Consider the following 24,201-nt stretch of genomic DNA (forward strand, 5'->3'; position numbering starts at 1 on the left):
GCTCGTGAAGATCCAGAACGCGTTCCGCCTCGGCCTGGTCGGCACCCTCGGTGTCGGCCTGGGCCTGCTCATCATCCTGTCGGTCGTCAGCCTCTCGACGATCATCACGTACATCGGGGCCGCGCTGTTCCTCGCCCTCGGTCTCGACCCCGTCGTGACCTGGCTGGAACGGCGCGGCTTCCCGCGTTGGGCCGCCATCATCACGGTGATGGCGGCCGTGGTCGCGCTCGTCACGGGCCTGGTGCTCGCGGTCGTGCCGATCATCGTCGACGAGGTCGGCCAGCTGATCGACCAGATCCCCGTGATCTTCCGGCGCATCGAGTCGGGCGAGCTCGTCGACGTGCTCAGCCAGCAGTTCCCGATGCTCCGGGTGGAGGACATCCTCCAGGGCATCTCCGACGCGGCCGTCGACCTCGTGAACGATCCGGCGAGCGTCGCGGAACTCGCCGGCGGCGTCCTCGCGGTCGCGTTCAGCATCGGCGCGGCCGTGTTCGGCGGCATCGTCGTGCTGATCCTCACGCTCTACTTCACGGCGTCGCTCAACTCGATGAAGCGCGCGACCTACCAGCTGGTGCCCGCCTCGCGCCGCGCGCGGTTCGCCGACCTCACCGAGCAGATCACCCAGTCGGTCGGCCGCTTCGTGGTCGGCCAGGTCTCGCTCGCCTCGATCAACGGCGTCGCGAGCTTCATCTTCCTCTCCATCATCCAGGCGCCGTTCCCGGCGGTGCTCGCGTTCGTCGCCTTCACGCTCTCGCTGATCCCCCTCGTCGGCACGCTGACCGGCTCGGTGATCATCGTGCTGGTCTCGCTCATCCCGGGAATCGGCTCACCGCTCACCGCGCTCGTCGCGGCGATCTACTACGTGATCTACATGCAGGTCGAGGCGTACGTGCTGAGCCCGCACATCATGAACCGTGCGGTGCAGGTGCCCGGCGCCGTGGTCGTCGTCGCCGCGCTCGCGGGCGGCTCGCTGCTCGGCGTGCTCGGCGCCCTCATCGCGATCCCCGTGGCCGCGTCGATCCTGCTCATCATCAAGCAGGTCATCATCCCCCGGCAGAACGAGCGCTGAGCGAGCGGATGCCCCGGGGCATCCGCTCCCCTCGCCCCGCGACGCTCAGGCTGGCCAGCGCGTCGGCAGCGGCACCGGCACCGACGGGGCCACGACCCGCACGATCTCGTCGAGCACGCGGCGCGTCTGCGTCTCCCCCACCCACAGGTGCCGGCCGTCCTCGACCGCGATGAGCTCGAGGTGCGGCACGAGCGAGAACCGCACGCGCGCCTCGTCGGGCTGCAGGAAGTCGTCGTGCTCGGGGATGAGCGCGACGATGCGGCGCTCGTCGCCCGCCCACGCCTGCAGCTCCTCGTCGTCGGTGCGGTGCAGGGGCGGCGAGAGCAGGATGAGCCCCTCGACGTCGTGCGGCCGCCCGTACTTCAGCGCCAGCTCGGTGCCGAACGACCAGCCGACGAGCCACGGGCGGGGCAGTCCGCGCTCGGCGACGAACGCCATCGCCGCGTCGACGTCGTGGCGCTCCGCCTCGCCGTGGTCGAACGCGCCCTCGCTGCGCCCGCGCGGCGACTCGGTGCCGCGCGTGTTGAACCGCAGCACGGCGACGTTCGCGAGCGCGGGCAGCCGGGCGGCGGCCTTGCGGAGGATGTGCGAGTCCATGAACCCGCCGGCGGTGGGCAGCGGATGCAGCGTCACGAGCGTCGCCGTGGGCGCGCCGCCCTCGGGCAGCGCCAGCTCGCCCACCAGGGTGAGGCCGTCGCTCGTCTCGAGCTCGACCTCCTCGCGCCGCGCGGGCAGCTCAGCGCCCGCGCGGATCTCGGTTCCACTCGTCTCGCTCGTCATGGCTTCACCTTCCAGCAGTGCGCGTGCCAGTGCCGCCGCGCGGCGAGGTCGGCCGCGTCGCCGAGCACGCCGTCGGCACGCCAGGCCACCACGTGCGCGGTGCCCGGGTCGACCTGCAGGCCGCACCCCGGGCAGGTGTACGGCTTGTTCGCCTGCGCCTCGGAGACGGGCTGCACGAACCACTCGCCGTCGCGGCGATGCTCGGTGCGCTTCCAGCCGGCGCGGAGGCGATCGACGTCGAGCGGCTCGGCGTCCTGCTCACGTGCGCGACGGCTGCCGCGGCGGCGATTGCTGCGAGGCATCCGCCCGCCTAGTACCAACCGACCGACTGCGAGTGCGACCACGCGCCGCACGGCGTGCCGTACCGGCCGGCGATGTAGCCCAGGCCCCACTCGATCTGCGTCGCGGCGTTCGTCTGCCAGTCGGCGCCGGCGGTGGCCATCTTCGAGCCCGGCAGCGCCTGGGGGATGCCGTACGCGCCGCTGTACGGGTTCATTGCGTTGACCCGCCAGCCCGACTCCTTGTTCCAGAGCGCGACGAGGCAGTCGAACTCGCCGGAGCCCCAGCCCCGGGACGCGACCGCGGTGGCCGCGTAGGCCTGCGCCGACCCCGGATCGGGGACGACCGCGGGCGGCGCGGCGAGGGTGAGCGGCGTCTCCGCCACGGCCGCCGGCTCGGGCTTCGCCTCGACGACGTACTCATTGCGCGTCGCCGTGAAGTCGTAGTCGCCCGTCACCTCGACCGCCTGGGTCGCCTCGCCGCCGAAGCGGTCGCCGCTCGCGCGGTACTCCCCCGACGCGGTCGCGCCGGCGTACGGGTCGACCAGCTGCACGAGCACGAACGAGACGGATGCCGCGAAGGCGAACACGACCGTCACGGCCTGCTTCGCGGAGCGGCGGGCGGGCACGGGACGCTCCGGAGCGGGAGCGGTCGTACGACGACGCACCGGCGGACGCGCCGCCGGTGCATTGGCTGAGTTCGGCGGATGCCCTGAGTGCCTGCCCACGATAGGGCGAGTCTAGCGGAGCCCGGAGGCGTGGTCGCGACGCGCGCGGCGGGTCATCGCACGGCCAGCATGACGTCGACGACGGCGTCGAGCACGAGGTCGACCTGCACCTCGCGATAGCCCCCTCGCTGGGGGCGGAACACCACGGTGCGCACGTCGTCGACGCTGATCGGCGCACCGTCGCGGAAGTAGCGCATGAGCTTCTGCGTGAATCGGTCGACCTCGCGGGTGCTGTAGCCGACCGCGAGGAAGGAAACCCGGTCGAACCGGTGGCCCTCGGGGCGCGCGAGACGGTTGATCACGACCTGCGCGGTCGCGCGTGCCTCGTTGATCCACTCCCCTCGCCCTGGTCGGCGGCGGCGCGCTGACGCTCGCGTGCGGCGAAGGCGTCCTCGAGGCGTTCCAGCGCGCCGTCGACGTGCGCGGTCGAGTAGCCGCCCTTCTGCATCGAGAACGCCGTCAGGCGGATGTCCTCGGCCGCGAGCGCGTCGGCCTCGCCGCCGACGCCGTCGTAGGCGCGTCGCGCCCGCGCGAGGAACGCATCGACCTGCTCGACGTGGTAGCCGAGCCGTGGACGCCTGACGCGCGGGAAGGTCGAGTGCACCGGACTATTCTGCCTCAGACGCCGGAGAAGAGCAGGAAGGCTGTGAAGGCGACCGCCGCCGACGGCAGGATCGAGTCGAGCCGGTCGAGGAACCCGCCGTGGCCCGGGAGCCTGGAACTCATGTCCTTGATGCCGATGTCGCGCTTGATGAGCGACTCGGCCAGGTCGCCGAGCGTCGCGGAGAGGAAGATCGCGGCGCCGAACAGCAGGCCGAACCACCACGTGGTGCCGAGCATGAACAGGCCGACGAGCACGCCCGCGACGAGGCACGTGATGGCGCCGCCCGCGAAGCCCTCCCAGGTCTTCTTCGGGCTGATCACGGGCGCCATGGGGTGCTTGCCGAGCGTGAGTCCGGCGGCGTAGGCGCCGGTGTCGGCGAGCACCACGATCACGATGAAGCCGAGTGCCCACCACTGGCCGCCGTCCTGCGCGGTCAGCACGACGACGAACGCCGCGAGGAACGTGACGTACACCTGCACGAACACGCCCGCCGACAGGTCGGGCAGGAGCTTCGAGTCGCGCCGCGTCGCGGGGATGATCTGCTCCACCACGCGCCAGACGCTGACCAGGAGGATCGCGCCGAGGACGCCGATGAGCTGGCCCGCGACCCCGCCGTAGTACGCGGCGGGCACGACCGCGACGGCACCGACCACGGTGGGGATCCGCGGCACGGCGTAGCCGGCGCGGCGGAGCGCGGTGGCGAGCTCGGCCGTCGTGAAGCCGACCAGGAGGCCGGCGAACACCATGAACAGTTCCTTGACGATGAGCAGGCTCACCAGCAGACCGCCGCCGAGCACGAGCCCGATGGCGATCGCGAGCAGCAGGTTGCGCCCCGTGCGCGCCTGGATGCGCTCCTGCGTCGCGTCGAACTGCGCGCGCGTCGCCTCGAACTGTCGCTCGAGCTCGACCCGTCGCGCCTGCATGTGCGCCCGCAGCTCGGAGGGCGCGCCCGGCGGACCCGGATCGATGTCGTTGGTGTCGTCGGGCTCTGTCATCCTCGCCCTCAGACCTCGAGGAGTTCGGCTTCCTTGCGCTTGAGCGCCTCGTCGATCGCGTCGACGTGCGTCTTGGTGACCTGCTCGAGCTCCTTCTCGCCGCGCACGACCTCGTCGTCGCCGACCTCGCCCTTGAGCGCCTCGAGGTCGCTCTTGGCGGTGCGGCGGATGTTGCGCACCGACACCCGGGCGTCCTCCGCCTTCGACCGCACGAGCTTCACGTACTCCTTGCGGCGCTCCTCGGTGAGCTCCGGCAGGGTGACGCGGATGATGTTGCCGTCGTTGTTCGGGTTCGCGCCGAGGTTCGGCGTGTCGCGGATCGCCTGCTCGATGTCGCGCAGGGCGCTCTTGTCGTACGGGGTGACGACCAGCGTGCGCGCTTCGGGGTTCTGCAGGGACGCGAGCTGGTTCAGCGGGGTCGGCGTGCCGTAGTAGCTGACCATGATCTTCTGGAACAGCTGGGGGTTGGCGCGCCCCGTGCGCACGGTCGCGAAGTCGTCCTTGGCGACTTCGACGGCCTTGTTCATGCGGGTGGAGGCATCGGACAGTACATCCGCGATCACGTGGACTCCTTCGGTTTCGCTGCTCGGGACAGTCTAGTCGTGGGGCGCCGGGCTACCCCGCCGCGGCCGCGCCGTTGCCGACGAGCGTGCCCAGGTCGCTGCCCAGGATGGCGGCGGTGACGTTGCCGCTCGGCTGCATGCCGAACACCTGCATCGGCATGCCGTTGTCCATGCAGAGGCTGAACGCGGTCGAGTCGACCACCTTGAGGCCGCGCTGGAGCGCGTCCTGGTAGCTGATCGAGTCGATCTTGACCGCGTCCGGGTTGGTGCGCGGGTCGTCGGTGTAGACGCCGTCCACGCCGTTCTTGGCGACGAGGACGACGTCGGCGCCGATCTCGAGCGCGCGCTGCGCCGCGACCGTGTCGGTCGAGAAGTACGGCAGGCCGGCGCCGGCGCCGAAGATGACGACGCGCCCCTTCTCGAGGTGGCGCTCCGCGCGGCGCGGGATGTAGGGCTCCGCGACCTGGGTCATCTCGATCGCCGACTGCACGCGGGTCTCGGCGCCCGCCTGCTCGAGGAAGTCCTGCAGGGCGAGCGCGTTCATGACCGTGCCGAGCATGCCCATGTAGTCGGCTCGACCGCGGTCCATGCCGCGCTGCGAGAGCTCGGCGCCGCGGAAGAAGTTGCCACCACCGACCACCACCGCGATCTCGACCTGAGCGGCCGCCTCGGCGATCTCGCGCGCGAGCGCGCTCACCACGTCGGGGTTCACGCCGAGCGACCCACCGCCGAACGCCTCCCCCGAGAGCTTCAACAGGACGCGCCTGCGCGTGTTCGTACCAGCCATCCCCCGTGTCCTTCCTGTCAGCACCACGTTACCCATGCGCATGCCGGCCGCCCACTGCGGCGGGCATGAAAAAGGAGCCCGGATCGCGATGCGCGATCCGGACTCCTCTCATTCGATCAGGCGCCGACCTTGAAGCGGGCGAAGCCGCTCACGGTGAGCCCGGCGTCGGCGAGCACGTTGCTCACCTTCAGCTTGTTGTCCTTGGCGTAGTCCTGCTCGAGCAGTGCGACCTGCTTGAAGTATGCGCCCAGGCGACCCTCGACGATCTTGGGCAGTGCCGCCTCCGGCTTGCCCTCCTCGCGCGTGATCTGCTCGACGAGCGCGCGCTCCTTCTCGACGGCCTCGGCCGGGACGTCCTCACGGGTGAGGTACTCCGGCGCGGCGAACGAGATGTGCTGCGCGACCGAGCGGGCGGTCTCCGCGTCGTCGCCGGCGAAGCCGAGCACGACGCCGACCTGCGGGGGCAGGTCCTTCGACGTCTTGTGCAGGTAGATCGAGAACTGCTCGCCCTGCACGAGCGCGACGCGGCGGAGCTCGACCTTCTCACCGAGGATGGCCGCCTCCTCGCTGATCACGTCGGCGACCGTCTTGCCCTCGGCGGGAGCGGCGAGCGCCGCCTCGACCGAGTCGGCACCGGCTGCCGCGACGGCGGCGAGCACGCGGTCGGCGAGGCCGACGAACTTGTCGCCCTTGGCGACGAAGTCGGTCTCGCAGGCCAGCTCGATGAGCGTCGCGGTGCCGTTGCCGTTCTCGGTCGCGGCCACGAGGCCCTCCGAGGTCGAGCGGTCGGCGCGCTTCGCGTTGCCCTTGGCGCCCTTGAGGCGCAGGATCTCGGTCGCCTTCTCGAGGTCACCGTCCGCCTCGACGAGGGCGGCCTTGGTGTCGCTCATGCCGGTGCCGAGCTGCTCGCGCAGCGCCTTGATGTCGGCGATGCTGACGTTTGCCATTCGCTCTGCTTCTCCTTGCTCGATGTGTCTCGGGTGGACTACTTGGCGGCGGCCTCGTCGGCGGCCGGGGCCTCGGTCGCGGCCTCTGCGGCGACGACCTCGGGCACCTCGGCGACCTCCTGGGCCTCAGCGGTGGGGCCGTCGACCTTGTCGGTCTCGGCCGACGACTGCTCCGGCGTCTGCGCCTGGAGGAGCTCCTGCTCCCACTCGGCGAGCGGCTCGGCGGCCTCGGCGCCCTCCTCGGGCTTCTGGTGACGCTGGATGAGACCCTCGGCCGCGGCGTCGGCGACGATGCGGGTGAGCAGGCTCACCGAGCGGATCGCGTCGTCGTTGCCCGGGATGGGGTACTGGACCTCGTCGGGGTCGCAGTTGGTGTCGAGGATGGCGATCACGGGGATGCCGAGCTTCTTGGCCTCGTCGATCGCGAGGTGCTCCTTCTTGGTGTCGACCACCCAGAGGGCCGACGGGGTCTTCGCGAGGTTGCGGATGCCGCCGAGCGACTTGTGCAGCTTGTCGAGCTCGCGCTTCTTGAGCAGCAGCTCCTTCTTGGTGAAGCCCGAGGTCGTGCCCTCGTAGTCGAGCTCCTCGAGCTCCTTCATGCGGGCGAGGCGCTTCGACACCGTCTGGAAGTTGGTGAGGAGGCCGCCGAGCCAGCGCTGGTTGACGTAGGGCTGGCCCACGCGCGTCGCCTGCTCGGCGATCGACTCCTGCGCCTGCTTCTTGGTGCCGACGAAGAGGATGGTGCCGCCGTGGGCGACCGTCTCCTTGACGAAGTCGTAGGCCTTGTCGATGTAGGCGAGCGACTGCTGCAGGTCGATGATGTAGATGCCGGAACGCTCGGTGAAGATGAATCGCTTCATCTTGGGGTTCCAGCGACGGGTCTGGTGCCCGAAGTGCACGCCGCTGTCGAGCAGCTGGCGAATGGTGACGACGGCCATGGCCGTACTCCTTCTGTTCTCAGTTGTCGTTCGCGCCGGCGGCGCGGACCCTGGTGCCCGGCGCACGACTCCACCCGTTCTTCCGAACGGGACTGATGGAGGGTGTCGCCTCACGGGCACGCGAAGTCACCCCGGAGACCGGGGTGCTCCCGCCACGATATCACAGCGAGGCTCCTCCCCAGCCGACGGACCGGTGCCGGTCGGGCGGCCGAGCCGATGCCTCGGAGCCGGCGCCCGCACGCGCGCGAGGGTGTCCGCATGACCGCTTCCCTCCCCCGCCCGGGCCGTCCGGGCCGACCGCTCCGCCTCGCGCTTCCCGCCGCTGCCGTGGCGCTGCTCGCCTGCATGCTCGCGCCCGGGGTCGCCACGGCGAGCCCCGCGTCGTCGGTGCGCGACCCGCTCGCCACGACCGTCTCCGTCCAGATCGCCTCGGTCGTCTCCCCGGGCGCCGCGTGGCGGTGGCCGGTCGCCGCGCCGATCTCGGTCGTCGCGGGCTACCGCGCCGGCGACACCGTGTACTCGGCAGGGCACCGCGGCGTCGACCTCGCCGCGCGGGAGGGTGACCCGGTGTTCGCACCCGACGACGGCGTGGTCGCGTTCGCGGGCTGGGTCGGCGACCGCACGCTCGTCACGGTCGACCACGGCGACGGGGTGGTCTCGACGCTCGAGCCGGTCGTCCCCTCCGTCGCGGTGGGCGAACTCGTGCGGGCCGGCGACGCGCTCGGCACCCGATCGACGGGCGGACACTGCGCCGACTGCCTTCATCTCGGTGCACGCGTCGACATGCGGTACGTCTCGCCGCTGGTGTTCCTCGGCGGCGTGCCGCGAGCGGTGCTGCTGCCGCTCGACTGACCACCACCGGGGCCGGATGCGTCAGGCGCGCGGGTGCGCGAGCCGGTAGCTCTCCTTCAGGCGCTCGGCCGAGACGTGCGTGTAGATCTGCGTGGTGCCGAGGCTCGCATGGCCGAGCATCTCCTGCACCGTGCGGAGGTCGGCGCCGCCGTCGAGCAGGTGCGTCGCGGCCGCGTGCCGCAGGGTGTGCGGGCCCGCGGGGCCACCGCCCGGGAAGGCGTCGAGCACCTCCGACACGAGGCGGTGCACGATCCGCGGCGAGACACGCGCGCCCTTCGCGCCGAGGAACGCCGCGGCGACCGCATCCGACCCGCCGGCCCCCGGGCGAGCAGCGCGGGACGCCCGGCGCGCAGCCAGCGCTCGAGCGCATCGGCGGCGGGGCCGCCGTAGGGCACCACCCGCTCCTTCCCGCCCTTGCCGAGCACGCGGACGGTGCGGCGCCAGCGGTCGATGTCGTCGACGTCGAGGCCGGTGAGCTCCGAGACCCGGATGCCGGAGGCGTAGAGCAGTTCGAGCATCGCGACGTCGCGCAGCGCGACCGGGTCGCCGTCCGCGGCACGCGCGGCGGCGTCCGCGAGCAGCTCCGCCGCCTGGGTCGCCGAGACGACCCGCGGGAGCGAGCGCCGGGTCTTCGGCGCGCGGAGGCGCGCGCCCGGGTCCTCGTCGCGCACTCCCCTGCGGGTCAGCCACGCCGTGTAGCCGCGCGCGGCGGCCGCGCGACGCGCGATCGTCGTGCGGGCGAGGCCGCGCTCGGTGGCCTCGTAGAGCCAGTCCCGCAGCAGGTCGAGGTCGAGCCCGGCGGCATCCGTCACCCCCGATCACCGGCGAACCGGCTCAGGTCGGCCAGGTCGGACGCGTACGAGTCGACCGTGCGGGGGCTCAGTCCGCGCACGGCGCCCAGTTCGTCGAGGTAGCGTTCGACGGCCGCAGCCTGTCGCATGCCCCCAGCATCTCGCCCGGCCCGCGTGGGGGCCCGGTGACTCACCGCTTGCGGGAGAACAGCTCGATGCGCTCCGCCGGGGCGAGCGCCTCCAGCCGGTCGAGGAACTCGCCGTCGAAGCCCGACACCCGCGTCGGCCGGCCGATCGGCACCGTCGCCGAGATGAGGCCCGTGGGCCGCACCTCGACCAGCGCGAACGCCTGACCGGCATCGACGCCGACGAGTTCGCGCGCCGGCGCGGAGAGATCCATCGTGTACGCGGTGGCCGCGGCGACCGAGACCGGTGCCCCGGCGAAGACGCCCGACGACCCGTAGTGCATGTGCCCGGCGAGGATGCCGCGGACGCGGTCGCCGGCACCGGCGATCACGCGCGCGAACGCGTCGCGGTGCTGGAGCTCGAGCACCTCCATGACCGGGAGCGGCGTGGCCAGCGGCGGGTGATGCAGCGCGATGACCGCGCCGTGCTCGGGGGCGTCGTCGAGCACGCCGGCCAGCCAGTCGAGTTGCGTCTCGTCGAGCCGCCCGTGGTGGTACCCGCCATCGGTGGAGTCGAGCGCGACGATGCGGAGGCCGGCGACGTCGACGGCGTAGTCGACGGGGTCCTCCCCGCTGCCCGGCGCTCGGCCCGCCTGCAGCAGACCGGCGCGGAACGGGGTGCGCTCGTCGTGGTTGCCCATGACCCAGACGACCTCGGCGCCGATGCGCTCGGCCACCGGCTCGACCATGCCCCGGATGCGCGCGTACGCCTCGGGCTCGCCGAGGTCGGCGATGTCGCCCGTCAGCACGATCGCGTCGATGGGGCGGCCGGATGCCTCGACCTGCTCGAGCGCGCGGGCGAACGTGCGATCCGTGTCGATCGCCCCGTGCAGCGGCGCGCCGCCGGCGAGGAAGTGCGAGTCGCTCAGGTGCGCGATGACGTGGGTGGGGGCCTCGTCCTGCCCGAGCGGGATCCTCGACACGTGCGCTCCTCCCGGGCGGCGCTGCCGACGGCTGACGCGGCGCCCGTCGCCAGCCTATGCAGGAAGCGCACCGAGGTCGACCGCGGCGCGGGCTCCCGCGGCGTCGGAGCGATGTCGTCGCCCGGGCACGGCCCGACCGACTGCGCGCCTCAATTCTGGTAGAAGGGCGGCGTGCACGTCGGCGCCCCCTCCGGGAACGGGGTGTTCGATGAGCACGGCGGGAACGCCGGCGCGTAGACGTCCGGGATGAAGATCGGCAGGTGCTCGTTGTCGGTGCAGTCGTGCCCCCAGTAGATGGTGAGGTCGGCGTAGACGTCGTCGTTCTGGCTGTTGTCGGAGTTGGCGTAGACGAGGACGTCCGCGGTCTCGCCGGGCGCGATCGGCGTGCAGTAGTCGGGGTAGATGCCCTGCACGACGAACGGGAGGCCGGGGTTGCCGGCTCCGTCACGGACGTTGGTCACGGTGATGCTCGGCTTGATCACGAGGTCATCGGACGTCGTGTTCGTGATCTGGAGCGGGAGCGCGAACGCCTTCGTGAAGTCGCCGGCGAAGATGCCCTGGCTGATCTCGGGGTCGCACCGGGACTGGCTGGCGCCCGGGATCTTGCAGGCCACGCCGACCAGCACGGTCGGCGGCGGCCCGGACGCGGCGAACGCCGGCACGGATGCGGCCACGGCGACCGCCGGAACGGACCAGGCCAGGGCCCGGTTGACGGAACGCCGGCTCAGTCCGCCGGTCTCGGGGGTGCGGGGTGCTTCGTCCACGATGCTCGCTCTCGGGTCGCGCTGCTCGGATCGGAATCCACCGCGCCGGCTCCCCCGGGCGACCCGATGGCCTCGACATGGATCGAGGTGCTTCCCGATGCTAGCGACGGCACGACGCAGGCGTCCACGCCCCACGCCGAGCCGCTGCCCGACGCGATGCCGACGCGACTCGCGCGTTCACGTCGGCATCGTGCGCGTCCGCACCCAGAGGGCGTCCCGCGTGGCCGCCGCACCCAGCGCCTCGAGCCCGGCGAGGGCCGCCCGCGCGCGGGTGGGCTCGAGGCCCGCACGGCGGGCGATGTCGTCGACGCTGCACGCAGCGCGCGGTGCGAGTGCGTCGAGGGCGCGGAGCTCGTCGGGCGCCAGCTCGCCGAGCAGCGGCTGGGCGGATGAGCCGGGCGGAGTGTCGCCGGCGAGCTCGGCCATCTCGGAGGCATCCGTCACGCAGACCGCGTCGTACTCGCGCAGCAGGCGGTGGCAGCCGGCCGAGGCGGGGCTGGTGACCGGCCCCGGTACCGCACCGAGCGGGCGGCCGAGCGTGGCCGCATGACCGGCGGTGTTGAGCGAGCCCGAGCGGCGGCCCGCCTCGAGCACGATCGTCGCGTTCGCGGCGGCGGCGATGAGCCGGTTGCGCTGCAGGAAGCGCCACTTGGTGGGCGCGGCGCCGCACGGCACCTCCGAGACCACGGCACCGCGAGCGGCGATGTCGGCCAGGAGCGAGTCGTGCGCCGCCGGGTACGGGCGGTCCACCCCGCCCGCGAGGAACGCGACGGTGGTGCCGTCGGAGGCGAGGGTCGCGCGATGCGCCCGCGCGTCGATGCCGTACGCCGCGCCGGAGACGATGGCGAATCCGCGGTCGGCGAGGCCCGCGGCCGCCTGCGTCGTGACGTGCTCGCCGTAGCCGGTCGCCGCGCGGGCGCCGACGAGCGCGATCGAGCGGCCCAGTGCGTCGAGCGCGTGCGGCGCCCCGCGCACCCACAGCCCGGGCGGCGCGTGCGGACCGAGATCGTCGAGGCCCGACGGCCAGTCGTGGTCCCCGGGCAGCACCAGACGGGCGCCGCTCCGCGCGGCCTGCGCGACCGATCGCGTCGCAGCGGTCAGGTCGAGTCGCGGCAGCCACCGCCCGAGGCCACGGGCCACGAGTGCCGGCTCGAGCTCGACCCCGGCGTGCGCGGCGGCGTACGCGAGCGCGTCGGCCGACTCGCCGGCGAGGAGCGACTCGACGATGCGACGCGGGCCGAGTGCCGCGGCGAGCGCTCCGGCCGTGCCGTCGCCGGGCTCGGCGAGGTGCATGAGCATCGCGACCGCCAGCACGGCGGCCGGGTCGTCGACGGACCCCCGCACGATCGGCATGCGCCCGGCGGCGGCCACGAGGTCTCCCGCGCGGCTCATGCGGCCGCCGCCTCGCGCATGGCGAGCGCGCGGCCCACGTGCTCGCGGGTCGGACTCGTCGCCCCGTCGAGATCTGCGAGGGTCCACGACATCCGCACCACCCGGTCGTAGCCGCGCATCGTGATGCCACCGCGTTCGAGCGACTGGTCGAGCCGCCGGGTCGCGGCGGGCGCGAGCCGCATGCCGCCCGCCGTGCGCAGCCACGGTCCGGGCACGCGCGCGTTGGTGCGCCACGGCGTCGCGGAGAGGCGCTCGGCGGCGGCGCCGCGCGCCTCCGCCACCCGCCGGCGCCCCTCCGCGGTGCTGAGCCCCGCTCCTGCTCGCGCAGGTCGGCGGCCGACACCCGCCGCACCACCAGGCGGATGTCGACCCGGTCGAGCAACGGCCCCGAGAGACGGCCCAGATAACGGCGGCGCGTCAGCGGCGGACAGGTGCAGGAGTCGCCCGGAGCGCCGTACTGCCCGCACGGGCAGGGGTTGGACGCGAGCACGAGCTGGAACGACGCCGGGAAGCGCGCGACCGCGTTCGCACGGTGGATCTCGATGACGCCCGACTCGAGCGGCTGCCGAAGCACGTCGAGCACGCGGGCGGGGAACTCGGGCGCCTCGTCGAGGAACAGCACGCCGTGGGCAGCGCGCGTGACCGCGCCGGGCCGGATGACCCGCGAGCCGCCGCCCGCCATCGCGGTCGAGCTCGCCGTGTGGTGCGGGCTCTCCAGCGGCGGACGCGACGGCAGCGCCGAGCCGACGCCCCGCCCGCCGAGTGAGCGGATCGAGGCCACCTCGAGCGCCTGCTCGGGCACGAGGTCGGGCAGCAGCGCGGGCAGCCGCGCCGCGAGCATGGTCTTGCCCGCACCCGGCGGCCCGATCATCGAGAGGTGGTGGCCGCCCGCGGCCGCGGCCACCAGCGCCTCGATCGCCTCCGGGTTGCCGGCCACGTCGGCGAGGTCGCCGGCGTCCTCGACCGGTTCGGCCGCGGGCTCGCGCACAATCGGCTCGAGGACGCCCGCCCCGCCGTCGAGGGTGCCGCCGTGCCACTCGACCGCCTCGCGCAGCCCCGCGACGGCGATGACCCGCACCCCGGCGACGAGCTCGGCCTCCTCGCGGTTGCCCACCGGCACCATGACCGTGTCGCACCCGGCGTTCCGAGCCGCGAGCACCGCGGGCAGCACGCCGTCGACCGGTCGCAGCCGCCCGTCGAGGGCGAGCTCGCCCAGGTGCACGACGCGCTCGATCGAGCCGCGGTCCACGCCATCGGCCGCGCCGAGGCACGCGAGCGCGATGGCCAGGTCGAACGATGAGCCGTGCTTCGGCAGCGTCGCGGGCGAGAGGTTCACGGTGAGCCGGCGTGCCGGCAGGGGGCATCCGGCATTGATCGCCGCCGAGCGCACGCGTTCGCGGGCCTCGGAGAGCGCCGTGTCGGCCAGCCCGATGATCACGAGCGCGGGCAGCTGCGCCGACAGGTCGGCCTCGACGTCTACGGGCGAGCCCGACAGCCCGAGCAGCGCCATCGCGCGGGTGCGTGCGACGGGCATCAGCCGACGCCCCGGACGTGCTCGATGTCGACCGCGCGGCCCGGCGGCAGCAGCACCGAGACCGCGTCGATGCGGATCGACGACGAGACCACGCGCGCCGACCGGCACCACGCCCCCGCAAGCATGCGCAGCCGCGCGAGCTTCTCGGCCGTCACCGCCTCGAGCGGGTGCCCGAACGCGGTTCCCGACCGCGTCTTCACCTCGACGAACACCGTCTCGTCACCGTCGCGGGCGACCAGGTCGATCTCCCCGCGCCGGCCGTGCCGCCAGTTGCGGTCGACCACCTCGTAGCCGAGCTCCTCCAGGTACGCCGCCGCGATCGTCTCGCCGCGCGCGCCCACCTCGTCCTTGCGTGCCATGCGCCACCTCCGAGGAGAGGCTGGCAGCGGGCATCCGCTCGATCAGTGCCTCAGCGGGCGCGAACACGATCGACGACTCGCGCGAGCCTGTGCAGGAGGCAGCGGCGACCCGCTACTCGTCGAGCGCGAGCTCCTTGGGCAGCTCGAAGTCGCGGCTCGCGAGCTCCTCGATGTTGACGTCCTTGAACGTGAGCACGCGCACCGATTTCACGAAGCGGTCGGCGCGGTAGACGTCCCAGACCCAGACGTCCTTCATCGTGAGCTCGAAGTAGAAGTCGTGCTCGGTGTCGCGACGCACCAGCTCGACCTCGTTCGCGAGGTAGAAGCGGCGCTCGGTCTCGACCACGTACTGGAACTGCGACACGATGTCGCGATACTCGCGGTAGAGGGCAAGCTCGACCTCGCGGTCGTAGTCCTCGAACTCGTCTTCATCCATCGCGGTTCATCCTACGCCGAGGTCGAACAGCGGCGGCGCCTCCTGGGCACGTTCGGGATGCAGCCAGGTGCGTCGGTGGAGCGCGTGCGGCCCGTGCTCGGCGATCGCCGCGAAGTGCGCGCGCGTCGAGTACCCCTTGTTCTCGTCCCACCCGTAGTGCGGCGTCTCGTCGTGCGCGCGCCGCATGCCCGTGTCGCGGTGCACCTTGGCGATGACGGATGCCGCCGAGACCGACGCGCAGTCGCGGTCGGCCTTGATGCGCGTGATGACCCGTGCCCGGCGCGCGATGTGCGCGCTCAGCCAGTCGTGGTTGCCGTCGAGCAGCAGCGGCGCCCCGTGGGGCAGGTCGACGGATGCCTCGAGCGCGGCGTACGCGCGCGATCCGGCGAGCCCCAGGCAGGCCATGATGCCGAGCTCGTCGATCTCGTCCGCGCTCGCCTCGCCCACCGCGAAGGCGCGCACCCACCTCGCCGCGCGCGGCGCGAGCAGGTCGCGTCGGGGCTCGGGGAGCAGCTTCGAGTCGCGCAGGCCCGCGGGCATCCGCTTCGTCTCGATGCCGACGACCACGAGCCCGACCGTCACCGGCCCGGCGAGCGCCCCGCGGCCGACCTCGTCGCACGCGAGCACGAGGGATGCGCCGTCGGCCAGCAGCCCGCGCTCCAGCGTCATCGTGGGCGCCTTGCCTGCTGCCATCTGGTCACTCCGGGTCGGGGATGCCTGCGAAGACCTCAGGATAGTCGCCGAGCCACGACCAGCGCGGGACCGGCCAGCTGATGACGAACGCGCGGCCGACCAGGTTCTCGACCGGCACGAAGCCCTCGAGCGGCGTGTCCTGGTTGTACCGCGAGTCCTTCGAGTTGTAGCGGTTGTCGCCCATGACCCAGAGGGCGTCGTCGGGCACCGTGACGTCGAAGTCGTCGCCCGACGCCTCGGTCTCGCCCTGCGGCAGGGTGATGTACGGCTCGTCGATCGGCACGCCGTTGATGCTCACCTGGCCGAGCGCGTTGCAGCACACGACGTGGTCGCCGGGCAGCCCGATGACGCGCTTGATGAGGTGGTCGTTGCTGTCGGACGCGGAGAGCCCGACGAGCGAGAGGAACCAGTCGGCCGCAGCGACGAGCGGGGGCTGATCCGGCTCCGGACGTGCCGTGAGCCAGCCGCCCGGGTCCTGGAAGACGACGACGTCGCCGCGCGAGAGCGGCATGACGTCGGGCACCAGTTCGTTGACGATGATGCGGTCGTCGACGAGCAGCGTCTGCTCCATCGACTGCGACGGGATGTAGAACGACCGGATCAGGTAGGTCTTGATGAGGAACGACACCAGGACCGCGACGACGAAGATGATGAGGAGGTCTCGGAGGAACAGCAGCACCCCGCGACGACGACGCCCCCGTGCCTCGTCCGCGCGCGGCGGCGAGTCGATGTCTTCAGTCATTCACCCCTCGAGCTCCCCGTGCAAGTCTATGCGCGGGGAGCTCGGCCGATCGTGTACCCGGAAGGGGTGCGGTTCAGGACTCGCGCTTCTCGCGGATCTTCGCCTTCTTGCCGCGGAGGTTGCGGAGGTAGTACAGCTTCGCACGGCGCACGTCGCCGCGGGTGACGACCTCGATGTGGTCGATGACCGGCGAGTGCACCGGGAAGGTGCGCTCGACGCCGACCTGGAAGCTCACCTTGCGCACGGTGAAGGTCTCGCGCACGCCCTCGCCCGAGCGGCCGATGACGACGCCCTGGAAGACCTGGATGCGCGAGCGGGTGCCCTCGACGATGTTGACGTGCACCTTGACGGTGTCGCCCGGGCGGAACTCGGGGATGTCGGAACGGATGCTGGCCGCGTCGACGGAATCGAGGATGTGCATGATGAGTCGCTCTCTGTGCCCGCCACCGGTCGAACACGGTTGATGAAATGGAAGTGAATGGTGCCGCCTCGCAGGGCGCAATCGCGCCCTGCGCACTCCCCGGAGGCAGAGTCGTGCGGCAGCACAATCGACCATTCTGCCATGTGCTGCCCGGTTCGGCAAAGCGGATGCCCCGGGCGGGAGGCGCCTACGAGGGGTCGCGCACCTCGTGCACGATGATGACGTCGCCATCGTCGGGCCCGCGCCGCGGACCGGCGCTCGCCTGCTGCGGACGCGTGCCCGCCTGCGGCGGCATCTGCGCCTGGCGCTCGAACTCCGCGAAGGTCGCCTGGGCGCGCCGGGCGCTGTCGCGCAGCAGCTGCCAGACGGCCGACCAGAACGCCACGAGCGCGAGCAGCACGGCGAACACCGCGAAGACGCCTGCGGTCGGGCCCGAGAAGCCGACCCCGATGAGGGCGAGGTGCCAGGCGGTCATGACGCCCACGTCGATCCACGACACCGCACGCTCCTGTCGTGCGGTCGCGCGCGCGGCGGTGAGCCCGGCGACGACGATCAGCGACAGGAAGGAGGCGGGAGCCGCGATGAGCAGCCCGAGGATGCCCCAGGCGCTCTCGCCCCAGATGCCCCAGCCGACGAACAGCCAGGCCGGCAGCGCGAAGGCCGCGATGAACTGCCAACGGTAGAAGACCTTCCGGAGGAGCATGGATCCAGCGTAATCGCCGGTGCTGGGCGTGCGCTCGGCGTTCGCCCAGCGCGCACCCGACAGAATGGAGGCGGGAAGGGAGAGCCGTGATCGAACTGAGGACACCGGCCGAGATCGAGCAGATGCGACCGGCGGGCCGCTTCGTGGCATCCGTCATCGAGGCGATGCTGGCGAAGGCCGCGGTGGGCGTGAACCTGCTGGAGCTGGACGCGCTCGCGCACGAGATGATCCGGAAGGCCGGCGCCGAGTCGTGCTACATCGACTACCACCCGTCGTTCGGGGCCAGCCCGTTCGGCAAGGTGCTCTGCACCTCGGTCAACGACGCGGTGCTGCACGGACTCCCCCGCGACTACCGGCTGCGCGACGGCGACCTGCTGAGCGTCGACTTCGCGGCATCCGTCGACGGCTGGGTCTCCGACTCGGCCGCGTCGATCGTGGTCGGCACGCCCCGCGAGGAGGACCTCCGCCTCATCGACACGACGCGCCGGGCGCTCGACGCGGGCATCGCCGCCGCGACCGTCGGCAACCGCATCGGCGACATCTCGGCCGCGATCGCCGAGATCGCACGCGCCGAGGGCTACTCGATCAACACCGACTTCGGCGGGCACGGCGTCGGCCGCACCATGCACGGCGACCCGCACGTGCCGAACGACGGCCGTGCGCGCCGCGGCCTGCCGCTGAAGCCCGGCCTCGTGGTCGCGATCGAGCCGTGGTTCCTCGAGACCACCGACCGTATCTTCACCGACCCCGACGGCTGGACGCTGCGCAGCGCCGACGGCTCGCGCGGCGCGCACTCGGAGCACACCATCGCGGTGACCGAGGACGGTCCGATCGTGCTGACCGCGCGCGACTGACCGGAAGGCGGGCTCAGCCCGCCGCGCCGCCGTCGCCCACGAGCACGGTGGCGTCGTCGTAGCGGTCGAGCACCAGCTCGACCAGTTCGGATGCCACGGGCTCACCGGGCACGATGAGCGGCGGCGCGACCACGTCGGCGCCCGCGGTCGCCACGGCGTCGTTGAAGTGCCCGGGAGCGAGCAGGTAGGTCGCCACCACCACGCGCGAGCCCGCGTGCACCTCGCGCACCATCTCGATGGCGTCGTGCAGGCGCGGCATCGCGGCCGCGATGAAGCCGACCGTGACCGGTCGGCCGAGCCGGGCGGCGAGTCGCCGGCCGGTGTCGAAGCACTCGCGCACGGCCTTGGGGTCGTTCGACCCGGCCGCGGCGAGCACCACGGAGTCGGCCGGCCGCAGGCCCACGGACTCGAGTCGGGTCGCGAGCACGTCGACGATGCGTGCGTCGGGACCGAGCGCCGCGGCCATCGCGACCTCGCGCGACTCGACCTGGTCGAGGCCGGCGGCGAGGCCCGTGCGCACGTGGTACCCGGCCGACAGCACGAGCGGCACGATCACCGCGTCGGGTGCGTGCACGCTGCGCGCGACCGCCGAGGCGACGTCGGTGTGCTGCGCGTCGACGAAGCCGATGCCGACGTCGAGGTCGTCGCGCCGGCTCGCGACCGCGTCGACCAGGCCGATGATCGCGGCCCGGTTGTCGGGCGACGGCGAACCGTGGGTGACCGCGAGGAGGGTGAGCGGCGGGCTGTCGCCGTCGGAGTCGAACGCCTGCGCCGACTCCTCCCCGACCATTCCCGGCCCCGCCTTCCCGTCGCCCTCGCGCGTGCTCTCGCGCGTCTCGAAACTATGAAAGGCGTGTTTCGGGCTGAGCACCCGGATGTTTCGGGCGCGTGAATCCTCCCCCGGTCGGGGGGTGCAGGATGGCGGCGCTCGCACCGACGTCGTCGCGGCCGGGCCGTCGCGGCGGCCGGCTGCTCAGGCGTCGGTGTCGCCGAGAAGGTCGGGCCGGACGCGCCGCGTGCGCTCGAGCCGCTGCTCGTGGCGCCACGCTGCGACGGCGCCGTGGTTGCCGCTGCGCAGCACGTCGGGCACCTCGAGCCCGCGCCAGACCTGCGGCTTGGTGTAGCTCGGGTACTCGAGCAGGCCGTCCTCGTGCGACTCCTCGACGAGGCTCTCGGGATTGCCCACGACACCGGGAACGAGCCGGCCGATCGCCTCGACCATGGCCATCGCGGCGACCTCGCCCCCGTTCAGCACGTAGTCGCCGAGGCTCAGCAGGCGCACCGGCATCCGCTCCTCGTAGTGGTCGACGACGCGCTGGTCGATGCCCTCGTAGCGGCCGCAGGCGAACACGAGGTGGTCGAGCTGCGCCAGCTCGGCGGCGATGGGCTGGCGGAACGGCTCACCCGCCGGCGACGGCACGATCAGGGTCGGCACCGGCCCACCCGCATCCGCAGCCTCGTCGAGGATGCCGTCGAGCGCCTCGCCCCACGGCTCGGGCTTCATGACCATGCCCGCGCCCCCGCCGTACGGGGTGTCGTCGACCGTGCGGTGTCGATCGTGGGTGTGGTCGCGCAGGTCGTGCGCGCGCACGTCGAGCAGGCCCGAGGTGCGCGCCTTCCCGAGCAGCGACACGTCGAGCACCCGGAAGAACTCGGGGAAGATCGTGACGATGTCGATGCGCATCGGCCGCTCCTAGTCGGTGGCGTCGGGCTGCGCGTCGGGCGTCGCGTCCGTCGTCGCCTCGGGCGTCGCGTCCGTCGTCGCCTCGGGCGTCGCGTCGGGCAGCTCCTCGAGGAGGCCCGGCGGGGGCGTGACCGTGACGGTGCCCGCCGCGACGTCGACCTCGGGCACGATCGCCGACACGAACGGCACCATGACCTCGCGGCCGTCCATCGAGATGACGAGGAGGTCCTGCGCGGGCAGGTGGTCGACGTGCTTGACCGTGCCGATGCGCTCGCCGTCGCGCACGACCGCGAGGCCGACCAGCTGGTGGTCGTACCAGGCGTCGTCCTCGGGCTCGTCGTCGGCGTCGTCCTGGTCGACCCAGAGGATGGCCTTGATGAGCGTCTCGGCGGCCGTGCGATCGGCGACGCCCTCGAAGAACCCGACCGGATGCCCGTTGTACCAGCGGAGCTCGGTGAGCGTGATGCGCTTGCCGTGCCACGGGCTCGACGTGGGCACCTGCAGCGAGAACTCTGCGCCCGGGGTGAACCGCCGCTCGGGGTCGTCGGTGTAGAGCTCGAGCTTGATGGCGCCCTTGAGACCGTGCGCCTTGGTCAGCCGACCGACGCGCAGCTGCGTGCGCGGCGTGGAGGCCACGTCAGCGGTCGGTGTCGACGACGTCGACGCGCACGCGTCGACCGTCGGCGAGGGCGGTCACGAGCGTGCGCAGGGCCTTGGCCGTGCGGCCCGCACGGCCGATGACCCGGCCGAGGTCCTCGGGGTTCACGTGGACCTCGAGGACCTCCCCGCGCGTCGACGAGGCGGTCACGACGCGAACGTCGTCCGGGTGATCGACGATCCCCTTGACCAGGTGTTCGAGCGCGGGTGCCAGCATCGGACTACGCCTCGTCCGCAGCGGCCTCGTCGGCCTCGGCAGCGGGCTCGGCCGGCTCGGCCGGCTTCTCGGTCTTCGGCTTCAGGACCGTCTTCTTCGACTCGTCGGCCACGAACGCGGCCTTCGGCTCGGCGGTCTTGACGGTGCTCACGGCCTTCTTGTCACCCTTGAAGGTGCCCCAGTCGCCGGTGAGCTTGAGGATGGCGAGGACCTGCGGGGTCGGCTGCGCGCCGACGCCCAGCCAGTACTGCGCGCGCTCGGAGTCGACCTCGATGAACGAGGGCTCCTCGGTGGGGTGGTACTTGCCGATCTCCTCGATCACGCGACCGTCGCGCTTGGTGCGCGAGTCGGCGACGACGATGCGGTAGTACGGCGCCCGGATCTTCCCCAGGCGCTTCAGACGGATCTTGACAGCCACGATTCTCCCGTGTGTGTTGTAGTGAGACGAACTGACAGCCGTGAGCGTGGGGTGCACACTCGGCGGAAGCTCTGATTCGTTCCGCGCGCCGGATAGAGGGTCGGGCGCAACGGAACTCGACGGACCATTCTTGCAGATTTCCGGCCGATCCGTGAATCGACGACGGATGCCCCGGGGGCGTGACCGACGGCCGCCGGCGTGCGACGATGGCTCCAGCGCGGTCGCCGAGCGGCGACCCGGGAGGAGCGCCTCGCGCACATGGAGAGCCGCAGCGACACACCGCCCCGGATCCCGTTCGCGGACTCGGCCCGTTCGACCGTGGGCATCGAGTGGGAGGTCGCGATCGTCGACCGCCTGTCGGGCGAGCTCGCACCCGTCGGCGACCGGGTGCTCGCGGTGCTCGCCGAGCAGGGCGACGACCCCGTGGCATCCCGCATCACCGCAGAACTGCTGCGCAACACCGTCGAGCTCGTCACGGGCGTGCACGACCGGGTGGCCGACGCCGTCGCCGACCTCGAGCAGCAGCTCGCGATCGTGCGCCGCGTGATCGACGAGCTCGGCGAGTACGAGGTGATCTGCGCCGGTTCGCACCCGTTCGGCCGCTGGTTCCAGCAGGCCGTCACCGACAAGCCGAGGTACCACAAGCTCATCGAGCGCACCCAGTGGTGGGGCCGCAACATGATGATCTGGGGCATCCACGTGCACGTCGGCATCGAGGACCGCGACAAGGCGCTGCCCATCATGGACGGCCTCATGCGGTACATCCCGCACCTCCAGGCGCTCTCGGCGTCGAGCCCGTACTGGGCGGGCGTGGAAACCGGGTACGCGTCGAACCGCGCGCTCATGTTCCAGCAGCTCCCGACCGCGGGCCTGCCGTACCCCCTGCCCGACTGGGAGGCGTACGAGCGGCACGTCGACGACCTCATCCGCACGGGCATCGTCGAGGAGCAGACCGAGGTGCGCTGGGACATCCGCCCATCCGCACGCTGGGGCACGATCGAGGTGCGGGTCTGCGACGGGGTCTCCACCTCCGCGGAGATCGCGTCGATCGCCGCGCTCGTGCAGTGCCTGGTCGAGTGGATGAGCACCCGGCTCGACGAGGGCGAGTCGCTGCCCGTGCTGCAGCCGTGGTTCATCCGCGAGAACAAGTGGCGGGCGGCCCGGTACGGCATGGACGCGCGGGCGATCGTCGACATCACGGGCACGCAGCGACCGGTCGCCGAGGACATCGCCGAGCTGGTCACGGTGCTCGAGCCGATCTCGCGGCGCCTCGGCTGCGCCGAGGAGCTGCGGGGCGTGCGCACGATGCTCGAGCACGGCGCGAGCTACCAGCGGCAGCTGCGCGCGGCGGCGGAGGCCGACGACGACCTGACCGCGGTCGTGCGGCACCTCGCCCGCGAGCTGCGTGAGGGCGTCGCCGGGCAGCAGTGAGCCGCGGCGCCGGTCAGCCGGGGATGCGACGCGTGCGGATGAGCTCCGCGTACCACCGCGCGCTGTCCTTCGGGATGCGCTCGAGCGTGTCGTAGTCGACGCGCACGATGCCGAACCGCTTCGAGTAGCCGTAGCCCCACTCGAAGTTGTCCATGAGCGACCACACCTGGTAGCCGCGCAGGTCGACGCCGCGCGCCATCGCCCGGTGGGCCGCGGTGAAGTGGCGGCGCAGGTAGTCGATGCGGTCGTCGTCGTGCACGCGCGGACCGTCGTCGCCGTCGACGACCTCGTCGTCGAACGCCGCGCCGTTCTCGGTGACCATGAGCGGCGTGCCGGGGAACTGCTCGTGCAGCGAGAACAGCAGGTCCTCGAGCCCCGACGGGTCGATGTTCCAGCCCATCGCGGTGTACGGTCCCGGCTGCACGAGGAACTCGACGTCGTCGGCGCCCGGCCACGCGGTGCCGCCCATGTCCTTGTGGCCGTCGGCCACGACCTTCTCCCCGTGCCGTCCCACATGCGCACGGTCACGGTCGAGTAGTAGTTCACGCCGATGAGGTCGACCGGCTGGTGGATCTGCTCGAGGTCGCCGTCGTGCACGAACGACCAGTCGGTGACGCCGGCCGTGTCCTCCATGACGTCGGCGGGATACGTGCCGCGCAGCATCGGGTCGAGGAACACGCGGTTGGCGAGCCCGTCGATGCGCCGCGCCGCCTCGGCGCCGGTCGGGCCGTCGGGGCGCACGACGTGGAGGTTGAGCGTGATCGAGAACTCGGGGTCGTTGGTGACGACCTCGCGCAGCGCCTGCACCGCGAGCCCGTGCGCGAGGTTCAGGTGGTGCACGGCCGCGAGCGCCTCGGCGCCGTCGGTGTGACCGGGCGCGTGCGCGCCCGAGCCGTAGCCCAGGTACGCCGAGCACCACGGCTCGTTGAGCGTGGTCCACATCTGCACGCGGTCGCCCAGGCGCTCGCCGACGATGCGGGCGTACTCGGCGAAGGCGAACGAGGTCTCGCGGCTGGTCCAGCCGCCGGCGTCCTCGAGCGGCTGCGGCAGGTCCCAGTGGTACAGGGTCGCGATCGGGCGGATGCCCCGGGCCAGCAGTCCGTCCACGAGCTTGTCGTAGAACGCGAGACCCGCCTCGTTCGCGGGCCCGGTGCCGGTCGGCTGGATGCGCGGCCACGCGATCGAGAAGCGGTACGACTCGAGCCCCAGCTGCTGCATGAGGTCGAGGTCCTCCTCGACCCGGTGGTAGTGGTCGCAGGCGACGTCGCCGGTGTCGCCGTTCCAGACCTTGCCCGGCGTGTGGCTGAACGTGTCCCAGATCGACGGGCCGCGGCCGTCCTCCCGCGCCGCACCCTCGATCTGGTACGACGCCGTCGCCGAGCCGAACACGAAGTCGCGGCCGAAGTCGAGCCCGCTCTCGCGGTAGTCGGCACTATGCATGGTCATCTGCTGCCCC

General features: G+C 72.3%; 28 protein-coding genes and 3 pseudogenes. 4 read left to right on the forward strand and 27 right to left on the reverse strand.

Annotated elements, in window-relative coordinates:
• Positions 1-4: 4 nt before the first annotated feature.
• On the forward strand, positions 5-1,069 hold the full coding sequence (locus QUE38_RS00705) for an AI-2E family transporter (protein ID WP_286309662.1): 1,065 nt from the start codon (positions 5-7) through the stop codon (positions 1,067-1,069).
• A gap of 45 nt (positions 1,070-1,114) precedes the next feature.
• Here QUE38_RS00705 and QUE38_RS00710 read toward each other — a convergent pair whose 3' ends face one another.
• The 10 genes from QUE38_RS00710 to rpsB all read right to left on the reverse strand — a co-directional run bounded on the left by QUE38_RS00710 (position 1,115) and on the right by rpsB (position 7,689).
• Positions 1,115-1,849 carry an alpha/beta hydrolase gene (locus tag QUE38_RS00710; protein ID WP_286309663.1) on the reverse strand — a complete coding sequence of 245 codons (735 nt, stop codon included), beginning with the start codon at positions 1,847-1,849 and terminating at the stop codon, positions 1,115-1,117.
• Positions 1,846-2,151 carry a hypothetical protein gene (locus QUE38_RS00715; RefSeq protein ID WP_286309664.1) on the reverse strand — a complete coding sequence of 102 codons (306 nt, stop codon included), beginning with the start codon at positions 2,149-2,151 and terminating at the stop codon, positions 1,846-1,848. The genes QUE38_RS00710 and QUE38_RS00715 overlap by 4 nt, the downstream gene beginning before the upstream one ends.
• An 8-nt stretch (positions 2,152-2,159) precedes the next feature.
• Positions 2,160-2,756, reverse strand: coding sequence for an aggregation-promoting factor C-terminal-like domain-containing protein (locus tag QUE38_RS00720; RefSeq protein ID WP_286309665.1), 597 nt, complete (start codon positions 2,754-2,756; stop codon positions 2,160-2,162).
• A gap of 152 nt (positions 2,757-2,908) precedes the next feature.
• Complete coding sequence (locus tag QUE38_RS00725) at positions 2,909-3,157, reverse strand: DivIVA domain-containing protein (RefSeq protein ID WP_286309667.1); 249 nt, start codon at positions 3,155-3,157, stop codon at positions 2,909-2,911.
• Positions 3,154-3,459 (reverse strand): DivIVA domain-containing protein, encoded by a 306-nt coding sequence (locus tag QUE38_RS00730; protein WP_286309668.1) that lies wholly within the window; start codon positions 3,457-3,459, stop codon positions 3,154-3,156. The genes QUE38_RS00725 and QUE38_RS00730 overlap by 4 nt, the downstream gene beginning before the upstream one ends.
• A 14-nt stretch (positions 3,460-3,473) precedes the next feature.
• Complete coding sequence (locus tag QUE38_RS00735) at positions 3,474-4,454, reverse strand: phosphatidate cytidylyltransferase (protein WP_286309669.1); 981 nt, start codon at positions 4,452-4,454, stop codon at positions 3,474-3,476.
• Positions 4,455-4,462: 8 nt separating this feature from the next.
• Positions 4,463-5,017: a ribosome recycling factor gene (frr, locus tag QUE38_RS00740; protein WP_286309670.1), complete on the reverse strand. Its 555-nt coding sequence runs from the start codon at positions 5,015-5,017 to the stop codon at positions 4,463-4,465.
• A 52-nt stretch (positions 5,018-5,069) separates the two neighbouring features.
• Positions 5,070-5,804 (reverse strand): UMP kinase, encoded by a 735-nt coding sequence (gene pyrH, locus QUE38_RS00745; protein WP_286309671.1) that lies wholly within the window; start codon positions 5,802-5,804, stop codon positions 5,070-5,072.
• 116 nt (positions 5,805-5,920) lie between these two features.
• Positions 5,921-6,751 carry a translation elongation factor Ts gene (tsf, locus tag QUE38_RS00750; protein WP_286309672.1) on the reverse strand — a complete coding sequence of 277 codons (831 nt, stop codon included), beginning with the start codon at positions 6,749-6,751 and terminating at the stop codon, positions 5,921-5,923.
• Positions 6,752-6,789: 38 nt separating this feature from the next.
• On the reverse strand, positions 6,790-7,689 hold the full coding sequence (gene rpsB, locus QUE38_RS00755) for a 30S ribosomal protein S2 (protein ID WP_286309674.1): 900 nt from the start codon (positions 7,687-7,689) through the stop codon (positions 6,790-6,792).
• A 258-nt stretch (positions 7,690-7,947) separates the two neighbouring features.
• On the opposite strand from rpsB, the gene QUE38_RS00760 reads away from it, so the two are divergent.
• Positions 7,948-8,541 (forward strand): murein hydrolase activator EnvC family protein, encoded by a 594-nt coding sequence (locus QUE38_RS00760; RefSeq protein ID WP_286309675.1) that lies wholly within the window; start codon positions 7,948-7,950, stop codon positions 8,539-8,541.
• 21 nt (positions 8,542-8,562) lie between these two features.
• On the opposite strand, the pseudogene QUE38_RS17790 reads toward QUE38_RS00760, so the two are convergent.
• From QUE38_RS17790 to QUE38_RS00815, 11 genes and pseudogenes are all read right to left on the reverse strand, one after another.
• A pseudogene (locus QUE38_RS17790) lies at positions 8,563-9,481 on the reverse strand (tyrosine recombinase).
• A 41-nt stretch (positions 9,482-9,522) separates the two neighbouring features.
• On the reverse strand, positions 9,523-10,440 hold the full coding sequence (locus QUE38_RS00770) for a phosphodiesterase (protein ID WP_286309676.1): 918 nt from the start codon (positions 10,438-10,440) through the stop codon (positions 9,523-9,525).
• Positions 10,441-10,589: 149 nt separating this feature from the next.
• Entirely contained in the window at positions 10,590-11,204 is a 615-nt protein-coding gene (locus tag QUE38_RS00775) for a hypothetical protein (RefSeq protein ID WP_286309677.1), read from the reverse strand.
• Positions 11,205-11,381: 177 nt separating this feature from the next.
• A complete protein-coding gene (gene dprA / locus QUE38_RS00780) occupies positions 11,382-12,596 on the reverse strand; it encodes a DNA-processing protein DprA (RefSeq protein ID WP_286309678.1) in 1,215 nt (404 codons plus the stop codon).
• Positions 12,593-14,130, reverse strand: a pseudogene (locus QUE38_RS00785) (YifB family Mg chelatase-like AAA ATPase). The gene dprA and the pseudogene QUE38_RS00785 overlap by 4 nt, the downstream one beginning before the upstream one ends.
• Positions 14,130-14,489, reverse strand: a complete 360-nt coding sequence (locus QUE38_RS00790) for a YraN family protein (RefSeq protein WP_286309679.1) — start codon at positions 14,487-14,489, stop codon at positions 14,130-14,132. Before QUE38_RS00790 ends, QUE38_RS00785 begins: the two are co-directional and overlap by 1 nt.
• Positions 14,490-14,601: 112 nt before the next feature.
• Positions 14,602-14,925 (reverse strand): DUF2469 family protein, encoded by a 324-nt coding sequence (locus QUE38_RS00795; RefSeq protein WP_281886232.1) that lies wholly within the window; start codon positions 14,923-14,925, stop codon positions 14,602-14,604.
• A gap of 6 nt (positions 14,926-14,931) precedes the next feature.
• Entirely contained in the window at positions 14,932-15,594 is a 663-nt protein-coding gene (locus QUE38_RS00800; protein WP_350227501.1) for a ribonuclease HII, read from the reverse strand.
• Positions 15,595-15,622: 28 nt separating this feature from the next.
• Entirely contained in the window at positions 15,623-16,360 is a 738-nt protein-coding gene (gene lepB, locus QUE38_RS00805; protein ID WP_286309681.1) for a signal peptidase I, read from the reverse strand.
• Positions 16,361-16,433: 73 nt separating this feature from the next.
• Positions 16,434-16,781, reverse strand: coding sequence for a 50S ribosomal protein L19 (gene rplS, locus QUE38_RS00810; protein ID WP_286309682.1), 348 nt, complete (start codon positions 16,779-16,781; stop codon positions 16,434-16,436).
• Positions 16,782-16,968: 187 nt separating this feature from the next.
• A complete protein-coding gene (locus QUE38_RS00815) occupies positions 16,969-17,484 on the reverse strand; it encodes an MFS transporter (protein ID WP_286309683.1) in 516 nt (171 codons plus the stop codon).
• Positions 17,485-17,570: 86 nt separating this feature from the next.
• Here QUE38_RS00815 and map point away from each other — a divergent pair, with 86 nt between their 5' ends.
• Positions 17,571-18,338, forward strand: a complete 768-nt coding sequence (gene map, locus QUE38_RS00820; protein ID WP_286309684.1) for a type I methionyl aminopeptidase — start codon at positions 17,571-17,573, stop codon at positions 18,336-18,338.
• Between the two features lie 13 nt (positions 18,339-18,351).
• On the opposite strand, the gene QUE38_RS00825 is transcribed toward map, so the two are convergent.
• The 5 genes from QUE38_RS00825 to rpsP all read right to left on the reverse strand — a co-directional run bounded on the left by QUE38_RS00825 (position 18,352) and on the right by rpsP (position 21,314).
• Complete coding sequence (locus QUE38_RS00825) at positions 18,352-19,209, reverse strand: sirohydrochlorin chelatase (RefSeq protein WP_286309685.1); 858 nt, start codon at positions 19,207-19,209, stop codon at positions 18,352-18,354.
• 102 nt (positions 19,210-19,311) lie between these two features.
• A complete protein-coding gene (gene trmD, locus QUE38_RS00830) occupies positions 19,312-20,022 on the reverse strand; it encodes a tRNA (guanosine(37)-N1)-methyltransferase TrmD (protein ID WP_286309686.1) in 711 nt (236 codons plus the stop codon).
• Positions 20,023-20,031: 9 nt separating this feature from the next.
• Entirely contained in the window at positions 20,032-20,658 is a 627-nt protein-coding gene (gene rimM, locus QUE38_RS00835) for a ribosome maturation factor RimM (RefSeq protein WP_286309687.1), read from the reverse strand.
• Between the two features lies 1 nt (position 20,659).
• On the reverse strand, positions 20,660-20,896 hold the full coding sequence (locus QUE38_RS00840; protein WP_281886214.1) for an RNA-binding protein: 237 nt from the start codon (positions 20,894-20,896) through the stop codon (positions 20,660-20,662).
• A 4-nt stretch (positions 20,897-20,900) separates the two neighbouring features.
• Positions 20,901-21,314: a 30S ribosomal protein S16 gene (rpsP, locus tag QUE38_RS00845; RefSeq protein WP_286309688.1), complete on the reverse strand. Its 414-nt coding sequence runs from the start codon at positions 21,312-21,314 to the stop codon at positions 20,901-20,903.
• A gap of 258 nt (positions 21,315-21,572) precedes the next feature.
• On the opposite strand from rpsP, the gene QUE38_RS00850 reads away from it, so the two are divergent.
• The gene (locus tag QUE38_RS00850) at positions 21,573-22,745 is read left to right on the forward strand and encodes a glutamate--cysteine ligase (protein ID WP_286309689.1); all 1,173 of its coding nucleotides are present in this window, start codon (positions 21,573-21,575) and stop codon (positions 22,743-22,745) included.
• A 13-nt stretch (positions 22,746-22,758) separates the two neighbouring features.
• On the opposite strand, the pseudogene QUE38_RS00855 reads toward QUE38_RS00850, so the two are convergent.
• Positions 22,759-24,185 (reverse strand): annotated as a pseudogene (locus QUE38_RS00855) (GH1 family beta-glucosidase).
• Positions 24,186-24,201 lie beyond the last annotated feature (16 nt).

The sequence above is a fragment of the Agromyces mangrovi genome, from assembly GCF_030296695.1.
Classification (GTDB): Bacteria; Actinomycetota; Actinomycetes; order Actinomycetales; family Microbacteriaceae; genus Agromyces; species Agromyces mangrovi.